We start from the raw sequence: 14,413 nt of genomic DNA on the forward strand, positions 1-14,413 counted from the left end.
ATCAAGAGTTCAAAATGTACCGCTAGGCACTAAATATTGGTAAAAAACATGAATTGGGAGGCGTTGGCATGCCGTAGGTACGCAATGATTAACGTTTTGTTGCGTACCTACGGCACGCCAACGAATTTTGATCCTATTAATTACTACCAATATCTTGTACCTAACGGCACAAAGGGAAGTCACATTACTTAATTGCATTAACTCCAGCATGCGTTGGAATTATTTGTTTTATGGTTCCATCGGGATTAAACTCTAGTTTATCAATACAAACTTCTCTGTGGAAACCTCCTGCATCGCCCATTTTTATTCCGGTTGGGTATGAAAATCGGTGATATGCAATGTACCATTCGTCTTTGTTTGGAATTTGCAATACGGAGTTATGTCCTGTTGCATAAATTCCCTGATTGGGATTTCCTTGTATTACGATATTGTTTTCCGGAATTTCGATTAGTCCAAGTGGTGATTTCGAAATTCCATATCTTACTTTGTAATTTGGACTTCTGGTATCGTCTTCGCTCCAAAAAAAGTAGTATGTATCGTTTCTGTAAATAACGTAAGTTCCTTCTCTAAAGGTATTGTCGACTTTAATTACTTTTACGCTTCCTTTTTTAATAGAAGTCATATTGGCTTTTAATTCAGCTACAGCCATATAACCATTTCCCCAATACAAATAACTTTTTCCGGATTTTGGATCTGTAAAAACATCTGGATCGATTTCCTGACCATCTTTTATACCTTCTGGTCTTTTGTTTATCAAAGCTTTTCCGCTGTCTTTAAAAGGTCCGGTTGGATTATCTGACGATGCAACTCCAACTTTTTGCGCTGCTGTGAAATAATAGAAATACTGATACTTTCCACCTATTTTTTTCTCTACAATACATGGCGCCCAGGCATTTCTGTTTGCCCATTTTACATCTTTTCTAAGGTCTACAATAATTCCTTCGTCTTTCCAATCTATTAGATTATCTGATGAAAAAGTCTTGAAATAATTTCCTGACCAGCCGTCAAATCCATCACTTGTTGGATAGATATAATATTTATTGGTTTTGTTTGAATATAAAATTTCGGGATCTGCATAATATCCTTCTAAAACCGGATTATTCTTTAATTGTGGATATTGTGCCGGCAATCCCCATTTGGCAATCAATCTTTTTAATTCAGAACGTGTTATGGGTAAAATTGTCCCATGACGCGGGTTAAAATCCATGGAAATATCGTTATCAATTACGGTGAAATTTTCTAAATCTTTCGTTTTTGTAAACTGATATTTTCCTTTGGTGTAAATATCATACATCAAAATATATTCATCGGAATTGTTTAGTTTGAAAACGCTGGAACCTTCAACTCCATCATTTGTTTGTTGCAGATAATTGTCGTTTTCAATCCATTTTCCTGATGTTAAATCAGTTGTTGTTGCGACTTTAATTCCTGCTTTTTCAGTTTCTGTTTTATAGAAAAGATGGTAAACTCCGTCTTTTTCGATAATATCTCCGTCGATGCAAGCTCTTTCTGATTTTGGCACAAATAATAATTTTGGAGCACTTTCCAGAGCAGTGAAATCTTTATTCGCATAAGCGTAATAAATTTTATCAGGACCTCCGGCATATTGCATACTAAAGTAAATCATATATTTACCTGCTTTTGCATCGTAAATTGTTTGTGGCGCCCAAACACGTTTCAGGTTTTCATTTCCTGAAAAAGCGGTTTGAATATTCACGACGCTACTCTCCCATTTTACAAGATCTGTGCTTTTTAATAAAATCATTGCGCGATTACTATCCCATCCTTTTGAAGATGTCATATCGGTTAAAACCATATAAAATGTTTTGCCATCGTCGCCACGCAAAATATGCGGATCGCGAACGCCTCCAGTTGAACTAATCGTTTTACTATCAATAACAGGCTGATTATTGTTCAGATTGTAATAGTGATAACCGTCTGCGCTGATGGCATATCTTACGGCTTCTTCTTCGACATTATTTCCGGTGAAATAAACGAACAAATAGGCTGTCAAATCTTTCTCAGCAATGACTGGCGGAATTCCTTTTGTGTTATTTTGGGCTTGTAAAAAATTAAAAAACGCTAAAAACGATACAAGCCAAAATTGTAATCTCTTCATTATTTTTTGCTTTTTAATTGATATAAAATGGAACTGTGCGGCTTTAAATCGGCAGAAATTTCTTTGGCAGAAACTTTTGTTTTTTCTCCTGTCCAAAGATTTAAAACTTCGGCAGAACCTGAAATTCCAAGATCTGAAAGATTTACAGCTATTTTCTCAGAAGTATTATCTGAGATATTAAACAATGCCAAATAAACGCTTCCGTCTTTAGGATTTTTTGAGGTTACAGCAATTTTTCCATCTTTCTGGAAAAGTTGTTTTATGTCCGTACTTTCATTGTGCATTTTCACGACATCTTTATTGGTTAATAATGACAAGGTAAAAGCGTCATTACTTGGTAAATCCCCTCCAAAAAACAACGGCGATTTAAAGATATTGAAGAAGGTAATCAACGTATATTGTTCGTCTTTTGTCAAACGAGTCATTCGGTCTTCGCCACGTTCTCCTCTTAAAGAAATTCGTCCAAGCGGAATCATATCGCAGTCTGGCCAAGTTCCAGGCGCAATGTATAGATACCATTTCTGGCTTACTTCCATCAAATGTGTAATGTGTGGCCAAGTGTCCCAAACATCGTCTACCATTCTCCACATATTAGCATGTTCTTTTACGTGTGAAGCCGCAGTAATAGGCGTTTCTCCAGGCGAAGTACTCAATACAATTTTACTTCCGCATTTGTCGATTGCATTTCTGATTAAGTTTATTTCTCCTTCGTGATAAGGTCTTGATAAATCATCGATTTTAATGAAATCTACGCCCCATTGTGCATAAAGTTCAAACAATGAATCGTAATATTCCTGTGCTCCGGGTTTGTCTGCAAGAATAGTATAATTGTCTTTTAACCATTCGCATTGTAAAGCAGTTGTATAAATTTGATCGGCAGTGATTCCGTTTGCGCCTTTAATAGGCAATTTATCTTCAACGGCTTTTTTAGGAATTCCACGCATGATATGAATTCCAAATTTCAATCCTTTTTTATGAATATAATCTGCTAAAGGCTTAAATCCTTGTCCGTCTTTCGCCGATGGAAAACGGTTTACGGCTGGCTGATATCTTCCGTATTGATCGATTACATATCTAGGATCTGTTTGATTGTATCCGCCTGCTTTGTCATTTTCTACAAACCATCTGATGTCTACAACTATATATTCCCAACCAAATTTTTTCAGGTTTTTAACCATATAATCGGCGTTGGCTTTTACTTCGTGTTCTTCTACTGTCGAACCGTAACAATCCCAACTATTCCAACCCATTGGCGGCGTTTGTGCCCATTGTTTGAACTTGTCTTTTGCGAATGTTTTTGTCTGCGCATTTAAAGAAATTGATGCTAAAACAACTCCAAGTATTAAGGCTATTCTATTTTTTATTTTCATGATAATTCCAAATAAGTGTTGTTGTTACACTTTAAATATAATAAACTTTTTTTAATATCTGTATTCTAATTTAAAATTAGATCCGACAGTTCCCAAGCCTCCGGATTAAAAATCTGTCGGATCTTTGTTGACTACTTCAATCTGTTTATCTTTTTTTAAAGCTCCAGCGGAGCAGCATATTTATAGAAAATTAAAATTGTTGGCGAAAACAAGCTTCAGCGAAGCGACATCGTTATTGTTATTTCGTCATATAATATTTTACCCCAATGGGGTTCTTTTCATACCCGTTTTAATTTTCTATAAATATATCGTCCCACTGGGACTATTTTTAAATGCTTACTTCACATTAACAGTAACCTCAACTGGTTTTAACCATTGACTTGTAAATGTCACTTTTATAGGTTGCGCTTCTCCGGTTGATTGAATATAAGCGGCAATATGACCGTGATAAACTCTTTGAACATTATCTGTATAATCTGTCATGTCGCTATTATTTCCTGCTTCAAGACCTAATAAAATTCCAGGTCCGCTAATTGTACAAGTAACTTCATTGTCTGAAAGCATTACCGGTAAACCATTTTGATCTTTAACCTGAACCATTATTTTGGCAACGCCTTTATCTTTTGTAATGGTAATATTTTTATCAGCAATTGTCAATTCAACTGGTTGTTGTGTAGAATTAATCGCGTATCTGCTAACTTCTTTGTCGTTTTTATCTAAACCAATTGCTTCTAATTTTCCCGATGCAAACGGAATATCCCAATAAATAATTCCGGTTTTTTCGTCGTAAGTTTTTGCTTCTCCAACTACTTTTCCGTTTAATTCTAAGCGTGCTTTTGCAGCATTTGTGTAACACACAACACGAATCATTTCACCTTGAGTGTAATTCCAGATTGCCCATGCATCTTTAGAAACATCTTTTACATCTTTTAACGGATAAGTTCCCACGTAAGCCATTGGTTTATCTGACCAAAGTGATTGGCGGAAATATCCTCTTGGCTTGATTACTCCTGCAAAATCAACTAATCCTGAGTAAAATCCTCTTGACGGCCATCTTCCTGATTCTCCTAAATAATCGATTCCTGTCCATAAGAATTGTCCAAAAATATGTTTGTTGTTTTTTACCGCTAACCAAGGTTCCATGTCGTGAACATTCTCACTTCCGAAAATGACTCTGTTTGGATATTTTTCGTGATCTGATTGGTATTTGCTTTCTGTATAATTGTATCCTGTAATGTCTAATGCGCCCGGATATTCTGTTTCGTTAGACATTGCAACACCGGCTAATCCTGCTGTTGTTGGACGAGATTTATCGTATTTTTTAACTGCTGCAACCAGACGTTTTGCAATTACGCCAAGACGCATTGCATCTGGTGCATCTTTTTTGTAACCGCCATAAGCTGCTTGTCCAAAACCGTCTTTTCCTTTGTCTAAAACTGGGTGAGAATACGGATCGTTTGGATAATCTACTTCATTACCAATGCTCCACGCAAATACCGAAAGATGGTTTCTATCACGACGAACGAAGTCTTCAAGGTCTTTTTCTCCATAATCGGCAAAAATATCAAATGAACCTTCGAATCCCGGAGTTCCGTAATTCCAACCTTCTAACCATTTACGTTTTGGAAATTCCCATTCGTCATAAGCTTCGTTTAAAACTAATAATCCTAACTCATCACATAGTTCATAAAAAACAGGCGCTTGCGGATTATGACTTGTACGAATTGCATTTACGCCAATTTCTTTCAATGTTTTTAATCTTGTTTCCCAAACTTCTCTTGGAACTGCTGAACCTAAAACTCCTGCGTCATGATGTAAACAAACTCCTTTCATTTTCATCCATTTTCCATTTAATGCAAAACCGTTATTTGCATCGAAAGTAAAAGTTCTAAAACCTGTTTTTGTTGTTGTTTCATCTATTTGTTTTCCATCTTTTAAAACGGTTGTTTTAAGCTGATACAAATTAGGATTTTCTAAATCCCACAATTGAGGATTTTTTACATTTATTTTAGTCGAAATTTTTTCGTTTTTGTTTGCTGCAATTTCAACTTTAGAAGATGATTTTCCAACAGATTTTCCGTTTTTAGAAATCAATTCATTTATTACGGTTACACTAGATTTTGCTGCTGAATTGTTTTCAACATCAACCTCAACATTTAAAGTTCCTGTTCCATTTTTTACTTCGGGATATGCGTAAACTCCCCATTGTGCAATATGAACCGGATTTGAATAAACTAACCAAACATTTCTATAAATTCCTGAACCTGTGTACCATCTTGAATCAGCGCTTTGACTGTGATCTACGCGAACTGAAATGATATTTTCCTGGCCGTATTTTATATAAGGAGTTGCATCATAAGCAAATGAAATATAACCGTTTGGACGTTTTCCTAAGGAATGTCCGTTAAGGAAAACTTCGCTTCTGTTGTAAACGCCTTCGAAGTATAAATAGACTTTTTCGCCCGTTTTATTTTGCGGAATATTAATTGATTTTCGATACCAGCCAATTCCGCTCGGCAAGAAACCTGTGCAACTTGCTAATGTTGGGCTCAATTGTCCTTTTACGCTCCAATCGTGCGGCACATTTACGGCTTGCCATTTACTGTCGTCGTAAATTGCTTTTTGTGCATCCGGAGTATCTTGCAAATTAAATTTCCAGTTGTCATTGATTTTTTTGGAATCTCCAAACGATATCTGACTGAATGCAGACAAACACGAAAAGAGAAATACGGGTAGTAAGATCTTTTTTGTAAACATTTTTTTTAAAGGTTCTAAGGTGCTGAGATACTGAGGTTCTGAGCTTTTTTAATACTTAATTTTTGTTTATTTTGTTTCAAGTTTCAAGTTTCAGGTTTCAGGTTTCAAGTTATCGCAAAGAACTTGAAACCTGAAACTTGAAACTTTTTAATATTCTAATTCTCCAACAAACGTCACAACTGACTTTGCAGGAATTTCCAGATTATCGATTTTTTGAATTTCTGTTCTTTTTAGATTTGTATTTTCAGAAGTTACATAAGGCGTTACTTCGTTGTTTTTTACGGCTCCTTTTGAAAGATTGAATTTGTATTTCTGGGAAGATTTTCCGCAATTTACCGCAACTACAATTAGTTTTTTGTTCTGTACATCTTTATAAGCAGTTAACATTACGTCGTTTGCAGCGTCGATTTCGTTTTGATTTGGAACATCGATTCTCAACATTCCGGGACGTACGAATAAAGAATAATTTCCTAAAGCCCAAAGTAGTTTTGATTCATGAAATTCTCCATCGTTTCTCACATAATCCGGTGCCGTTCCTCCGTTGCTTTTTCCGTCATCGAGGTAGATTAAACCATCTTTATAATCAACTCTTGTTATCGACGTCCACCATTGCCATGAAGCGGCGTTTGCAACTGCAATATCATTGTGAATTAAACGTGCTACGAATAAGGCTGTTTGCATTCCTAAATCTCTGCCTCCGCCTGAACCTCCAGGAATTTCTGCTTCTCCCGGATTTTCTAAAATGCAATATTCTGATTGCCAATATTTCAATCCCGGATTTTGTCTGATGTTTGCCGCGATTAGTTTTCGGCTTAAAACTTGTTTCTCAACTGGCCAAGTTGTAAAATAACTGTGTCCTAAAATCACATTTTTTGCATTGGAGAATTTCGAAATGTTTGTTTTTGTTTTTCCAAAGAAATACTCAATCTGATTGTCTCTGTTTTCGGCATTTACATTTTCATATAAATAATTGATTTGTCCGGCTTCGGCAATTACGATTTCAGTACTCATTTTATTTGCTTTGAGTTTTTCCGAAAGTGATTTGGTCAAATCATAAATTTCCTGATTGGTTCCCGGCGTTCCTTCCTGACTGTTTTTGCCTTCGTTATTTGGCATCCATTCCCATTGTGGTTCGTTTATTGGACTTACATAATCGAATTTGATTCCTTCTTTTTTCTCTAATCCCTGAATACTTTGAACTAAGAAATCGGCAAATTTTGGAATTGCACCATCTTTTAGATTCAGTTTATTCTTTTGAGTTGCAAAAGACAATCCGTTGTTTGTCATATAAACTGGTGGACTATTTGTGAAAATCAGGAATTTCTCGACACCACGTTTTTTAGCGGCTTGCAAAAACCATCTTTGACCTTCTTGTTTAGAGAAATCATAAGTTCCGTTGGCTTGCAAAAAAGATTCGCTTCTTCTCCACTCGTCCGAAACTCTACTGTTTTCGCCTTGTTCTGTACTTCCTGCTCCAAGATTAAATCTCCAGATCGATAATCCGATTCCTTTTGGGTTTCCTTGTGTATCTATTTCTTTACTAAAAAGTAAATCGGCAATGGCATTCTTTTTTTGGTCAGGCCAATTTTTTCCAACAAACTGACATCTCCATGCATCAGAACCTCCAAAACCGTCCATGGTCTGCACTACATTATCTGTGCTAATGGTGATGGTTCGCTGTGCAAATGACAGCGAACTCATGACCAATAAAAGCGAGATATATATTTTTCTCATTGTTTTATTCTTTTTGTTTTTTTAACCGCAAAGACGCTAAGTTTTCGCAAGGTTCGCAAAGTTTATTCCTAGCTTTGCGAATTTTTGCGGTCTTTCTTTGCGTACCTTGCGGTTAATTTTTTACTCTTACTTATAAGTTCCTACATAAGTCACTACAGACTTCGCCGGAATTACAAAATTCGTTGCATCGACTGCGGTTCCTTTTTTCAAACTCAGGGTTTCTGAAGTCGTATAAGGAGTTAATTTATTATCTGCTAAAGTTCCTCCTGAAAGATTCAGTTTGTATGTTTTTGCCGATTTGCTAATGTTAACCGCTACAACTACTAGCTTTTTTGTTGCTGCATCTTTGTATGCGGTTACCATTACATCATTCACGGAAGTGGAATTATCGACACTTGGAATTTGAACTCTGACCATTCCCGGTTTTACGAAGAAAGAGAAGTTTCCTAATGCCCAAAGTGTTTTGGCATCTCTGATATATCCGTCGTTTTTGCAATAATCTGCATTTCCGGCGCCGTTGCTTGAACCATCGTCTACGTGAATTAATCCGTCTTTGTAATCTCCGCGGCTAATTGCGGTCCACCATTGCCAAGACGTTACGCCTCCAACTGCAATATCTGTACTGATAATACGTGCTGTCCAAAGTGCCAACGGCATTCCTAAATCTCTTCCCGGACCTGCTCCACCAGGAAGTTCTGCGGTTCCAGGACTTTCTAAAACACAATATTCTGATGACCATAAACTTAATCCTGCTACTGCTTGTGCTCTTGTTGCAGCTGATTGTCTTGAATAAACCAACTCGGTCAAAGGCCAAGCTTGCCAATAACTGTGTGCTGAAATTGTTTTTTTGACGTTGCTTAATCCTGCAATATTTCTAGCTGAATTTACGCCAAAGAAATAATCGATTTGGTTGGATCTGCTTTCTTTACCTGAGATTGTTTTATAAAGTGGTTCATAAGAACCGCCTTCTCCTACTACAATTTTAGACTCTAATCCTTTTGCTTGTAATGCTGGAGAAAGAACCTTTACAAAACTGTAAATATTAGCGTTTGTAGCCGGCGAACCTTCTTGTGCAGTTCCATCCCACTCGTATTGTGGTTCGTTGAACGGGCTTACATAATCGATTGTTAATCCTTGTTCTGTTTTTAATTTGTCTAAAGATGTTGTCCAGAAATCAGCTAATTCAGACATTTTTCCATCTTTCAAATTATAAAATTCTTTGATGGTTGCGTGCGCTTTTCCGTTTTGCGTTAAGTAAACCGGAGCACTATTTGTGAAGGCTAATAATTTTTCAAGACCACGTTCTCTGGCGGCTTTCATAAACCAAACCTGACCGGCTTGTTTGTTCATATTGTACGAAACTCCATCTGTTGTAAAACATTCTGTACGTCTCCATTCGTCGCCAATATCGCTTGCATCGCCTTGTTCTGCGCTTCCTGTTCCCAAGTTAAAACGCCATAATGATAATCCGATTCCTTTTGGGTTTCCGTCTGCATCAAGTTCTTTACTGAAAAGTAAATCGGCTATTTTATTCTTTTTATCCGATGGCCAATTTCTTCCTATAAAATTACATTGCCACGCATCAGAAGCTCCGAAGCTTTCCATGGTTTGAAGATTTGCATCCAAATTGATACTTAATTCGGCTGTAGCATTTTCGGTGTTTGAATTGTTATTGTTTTCGGAATCGCAACTTACTAAAATAGTGTTTGCGAAAAGTAAGCCTGCACATAGCAGACTTACTTTATTTTGGTTGATAAACTTCATATTAGTAACCAGGATTTTGTGTAATTAAACCTCCACTTAAATCAATTTCTAATTGTGGTATTGGCCACAATAAGTTTTTCGCAGGATTAAAATTGATTCCTTTGTCTTGTGATTCTCTTAAATTAGTAGTTTCATAAGAATCTGTAGAGTTCAGATTGTACTGAACAAAAGTTCCGCTTGGTCCCATTAAACCTTCGATTACCGGTCTTCCTGTAGTTGGATCTTTTTCACGACGAATATCATATAAACGTAATCCTTCGAAAGCCAATTCTAAACGACGTTCTTTATAGATTTGTTTTAGAAGTGTTGGTCCTGCCAATCCTGTTTTTGGATCTAATTTTACACGTGCTCTAATGATGTTGATATCTGCTAATGCGTCTCCGCCAACATGATAACTTGCTTCTGCTCTTGTCAAATACATTTCTGCCAAACGAATCAACGGAATATTCAATGGTAAGTGTCCGTCTTTTTTATCTAATGCGCGACGTGTTGCTACGGGAATATAGTATTTACGGCAAATACGTCCTGATTTATTATCGTTTAAACTGAATTTGTGTGTTGGGTTTAAAACTTCGTCTCCATAAGCTGCTTCTCCCCATTTTGTAATGGTACTTCTGCGACGAATTACATCATTTTCAGAAAGATAAGCGTTTTCTAAATCACTGGTTGGCATACACCATCCCCAACCGTCAAGAACATCTACAGCGTCATTACTTGGAAAATATTTTTTGTCTTCTCCTCTTGCTCCAGATAATGTTGGTAGCATTGATCCTAAACTTTTGTCCTGAACTGATGATGATTGTGCTTCAAGAATTGATTCAACTCCGTTGTGGTTGTTTACATTCCAGATGTTTAGGAAATCGCCTTCAAGAGAATATGGTCCTTCTGAAATTACTTTGTTTGAATATTGTTTTGCTTCTGCCCATTTTTCCTGAAACAAAGATACACGAGCCAATAAAGCATATGCTGCCCATTTGTTCACTCTTCCCTGTCTGTTTACCGGAATTGTTTCTAATTTTTGAGCTGATTCTTTAAGATCGGCTTCGATTTGTGCATAAACATCGGCAGCTGAACTACGTTGTAATTTTAAATCGGCTGTTCCCAGAGATTTTGTGTATAACGGAACTCCTCCAAAAAGATTCACTAATTCATAGTAACAATAGGCACGAACGAATAATGATTCTCCCATATATTGATTTTTTTGAGTTTCAGATATTGGCGATGCAGCCATTTTCTCTAAACCAATATTAGCAGATTGTATGGTGTAATAATGAGCTGTATAAATACTGTTCATGTCTCCCATATTATCAGGCGTAATAATATATTGCGAGCAAGGTCTGTGTGCCGAATTATCCTGTCCTGTATTCCCCATCCAGGCATCGTCTGTAGACATTTCGTTGGTAACTCTTGGCGCTACTAATGCATACCAATCATTAGGAATCAGCAATCTACGTGTCAATTCATTAACGTAATTCTCACATTCTTGTGCAGTTTGAAAGTAGTTTTCAAGGGTTTGCTTTCCTCTTTCTTCTTTTTCAATAAAATCACTGCAGGAAACTGCCAGTAATGAAAAAGTTATTATTGCTATTATTATTTTTTTCATGTCGTTTTTTATTAAAATGCTACATTAAGACCCATCAAAATTGTTGGTTGAACGGGATAGTTCCATCCTCCAAAACCTGATCCTTTAACTCCATCATCTTGATTAGGATCTCCTCCTGCAACTTCCGGATCAACTCCTGTGTATTTTGTCCAGGTCCATAAATTCTGACCTGATAATGAGATTCTCAATTTGTCTAAACCAAATTTATTAAAGAATGAAAATCCAACCTGAAGGTTTTTCATTCGAACATAAGAACCATCTTCTACATAAAAAGAAGAGAATTTGCTGAAGTTTTCGTTGTTATCGTCTTTTGACAAACGCGGAACATAGTTTGAAGTTCCTTCTCCATGCCACGCCATTTGATCTAATCCGCTTACTTTGTTGGTTAAACTTGTACCATTGTATAAATCTGAAATGTTTTGATTAACGATATCATTTCCAATGCTTGAGTAGAAATTTGCAACTAAATCAAATTGTTTGTAAGCAAAATTCAAATTCAATCCGATGTTGTAATCTGCCCAAGGTGAACCAATTTTTGTTCTGTCTTTATCATCCAGTTTTACATCGCCGTTTACATCTTTAAAACGAATATCTCCTAATTGTGCATATGGCTGTAATTTGGTTCCATGTTCATCTGTATGTGCATTTAATTCTGTTTGATTCTGGAATAATCCATCAGCAACATATCCGTAAAAATATCCCGGTTCTTCGCCTTTTACTGTAAGTGTTCTGTTTCCTGCTCCGTACAATCTTTCTCCATTTGCAGAAAGTGACAACATTTTTACGTTTACGGTTGTAAAAGTTACATCTGCTCCATAAGAGAAATCACCTTTTTTATCTTTATAAGAAATCAACAAATCGATTCCGCTTGATTGCATTGAACCTACGTTTGTCCATATTGTTGAATAATTAGGAAATCCACTGTATGTTGGAAATTGTTTCTTGAACAACATATCTTCTGTTTTCTTCTGATAATATTCTAATGATCCTGAAAGTTTGTTTTTCCATAATCCGAAATCAAGTCCAAAACTGATATCTTCAACGGTTTCCCATTTAATGTCTTTGTTTGCCATTGATGACGGAAAAGAAGTATCTGTAACAACAGAACCAATAGGGTAAAATCCTTGTCCGATATTTGATTGATAAACTGCTGTTGGTAAACCTTGATTTCCTACTTTACCCCAACCTGCTCTGAATCTTAAATCGCTCAAAACATCTTTTGTCGATGACATAAATCCTTCGTTTAAAATTCTCCATGAAACAGAAGCCGAAGGGAAATTTGCCCATTTATTATTGGTCATGAATTTTGAAGAACCATCACGTCTGAATGTTCCTGTAAAATAGTATTTACTGTCGTAGTTATAAGAAAAACGCGAAATGTAAGACATCAAAGAACTTGACCAGCTATTACCACCACTATTACGGTTTTTGGTTGCTGCATTCAACTCTCTCATTGCATCGCTGTTGTTAGGAACGCCTTCTCCATATCCCCAAAGATCTTTACCATTGTACTCTTCCATGGTGTTACCAATCATTAAAGAAGCGTGGTGTTTGTCTGCAATTGTTTTAGAATATGTAGCCGTATTTTGCCATGTCCAGTCTACATTTGTTGTATTCCATCTTTCGATTGTATTGATCTCTGCTTTTTCGTGGGCTGCATCAATTACAAAATCAGGTGTAAATCTGCTTCTTACTTTGTCTCCAACTTCGATAGAAGCTTGTGTACGAAATACTAATCCTTTGATTGGTTCGTATTGTAAATAACCATTTGTATTTAAATTGTACTGATCTGTATAATCATCATAACGTTTTACGGCTGCAACCGGATTCCAAACATACGATGGAGAACGTGCATAAATACTGTATTGGTTTTCTAATCCTGTTAATTGATCTGCTGGTTTGTAAATTGGTGTGATTGGATCAATTTTTTCAAAATCTGCCCAGTTTCCAGGTCCTCCGTACGTTTCATAACGAGGATTCAACGTAATTCCGGCTTTGAATTTATCCGAGAATTTAAAATCATTATTGATTCTCATCGTAACTCTTTCCCATCCTCCAACTTCATAAATAGATTCAGAATTATAATAATTCAAACTAACAGAGTAAGTATGTGTATCAGAACCTCCGCTAACTCCTAAAGAAGCATTGGTTACGGGAGCGCCGGCTTTAATTCCTGCATCCCACCAATTAGTCGTTTTTCCTTTGTATTGAGAAGGATTTGGCAAATAATCAGCATATCCAGAATTGTTGTACGCTTTATTCATGATTGTGGCATAACCTTCGGCATCAGCCATATGATAAGGATTGTTCATCAATTGCATTCCTGAACTCATATCAAAATTGAATCTTGTTTTACCGGCTTTTCCTTTTTTGGTTGTAATCAAAATAACTCCATTAGAAGCACGAGAACCGTAAATTGCACTTGCAGAAGCATCTTTAAGAACCTCCATAGATTCGATTTCGTTATTGCTCAAGAAGTTAATACTTGTTCCCATCGGGATTCCGTCAACTACATAAAGTGGATCTGTACTAAGGTTTACTGTAGAAATACCACGGATTAAAACTCTTGGCTGAGCGCCAGGACCACCTTGTCCTGTAACCTGAACTCCGGAAACTTTACCTTGCAAAGATTCGGCAACGTTACCAACTGTCATTGTTTGAAGTTCTTTTCCTTTTACTGAAGAAATTGAACTGGTTACATCGCTCTTTTTAACGGCTGCATATCCTACAACTACGATTTCGTCTAATGCCTGACTAGATTCCTGCATAACAACATTGATCTCTGTTTTGTCGCCAACAGGAACGATTTGATTGGTAAAACCAACAAATGAAAATTCGATTTGAGCGTTTTTATTTGGAACACTAATTGCATAATTTCCGTCAAAATCAGTTGCGGCTGTCGTTGCTGTACCTTTTACGATTACATTAACTCCCGGAATTGGCACATTGCCTTTGTCCTTAACAGTACCTTTTATTTTTATTTGTCCAAATGATACTGCGGTACACATCAGGGCAATAAAAAATCCTATATATTTAAATTTCATATCAAGTTATTTTATTAATTAA

At 36.5% G+C, this 14,413-nt stretch carries 7 protein-coding genes; all 7 read right to left on the reverse strand.

Translation table 11 applies throughout. The annotated features are described in order from the left end of the window. Positions 1–184 precede the first annotated feature (184 nt). The 7 genes from CLU81_RS01535 to CLU81_RS01565 all read right to left on the reverse strand — a co-directional run bounded on the left by CLU81_RS01535 (position 185) and on the right by CLU81_RS01565 (position 14,391). Positions 185–2,119, reverse strand: coding sequence for a family 43 glycosylhydrolase (locus CLU81_RS01535; protein WP_099708215.1), 1,935 nt, complete (start codon positions 2,117–2,119; stop codon positions 185–187). Next, the gene (locus CLU81_RS01540) at positions 2,119–3,489 is read right to left on the reverse strand and encodes a glycoside hydrolase family 27 protein (RefSeq protein ID WP_099708216.1); all 1,371 of its coding nucleotides are present in this window, start codon (positions 3,487–3,489) and stop codon (positions 2,119–2,121) included. The genes CLU81_RS01535 and CLU81_RS01540 overlap by 1 nt, the downstream gene beginning before the upstream one ends. A 336-nt stretch (positions 3,490–3,825) precedes the next feature. Further along, positions 3,826–6,246: a sugar-binding domain-containing protein gene (locus CLU81_RS01545; RefSeq protein ID WP_099708217.1), complete on the reverse strand. Its 2,421-nt coding sequence runs from the start codon at positions 6,244–6,246 to the stop codon at positions 3,826–3,828. 147 nt (positions 6,247–6,393) lie between these two features. After that, the gene (locus tag CLU81_RS01550; protein ID WP_099708218.1) at positions 6,394–7,980 is read right to left on the reverse strand and encodes a glycoside hydrolase; all 1,587 of its coding nucleotides are present in this window, start codon (positions 7,978–7,980) and stop codon (positions 6,394–6,396) included. A gap of 126 nt (positions 7,981–8,106) precedes the next feature. Next, the gene (locus tag CLU81_RS01555) at positions 8,107–9,744 is read right to left on the reverse strand and encodes a glycoside hydrolase (RefSeq protein ID WP_099708219.1); all 1,638 of its coding nucleotides are present in this window, start codon (positions 9,742–9,744) and stop codon (positions 8,107–8,109) included. 1 nt (position 9,745) lies between these two features. Further along, positions 9,746–11,347: a RagB/SusD family nutrient uptake outer membrane protein gene (locus tag CLU81_RS01560; RefSeq protein ID WP_099708220.1), complete on the reverse strand. Its 1,602-nt coding sequence runs from the start codon at positions 11,345–11,347 to the stop codon at positions 9,746–9,748. Between the two features lie 11 nt (positions 11,348–11,358). After that, complete coding sequence (locus tag CLU81_RS01565; RefSeq protein WP_099708221.1) at positions 11,359–14,391, reverse strand: TonB-dependent receptor; 3,033 nt, start codon at positions 14,389–14,391, stop codon at positions 11,359–11,361. Positions 14,392–14,413: the final 22 nt, after the last annotated feature.

Origin of the sequence: Flavobacterium sp. 9, assembly GCF_002754195.1 — a bacterium.
Taxonomy (GTDB): domain Bacteria; phylum Bacteroidota; class Bacteroidia; order Flavobacteriales; family Flavobacteriaceae; genus Flavobacterium.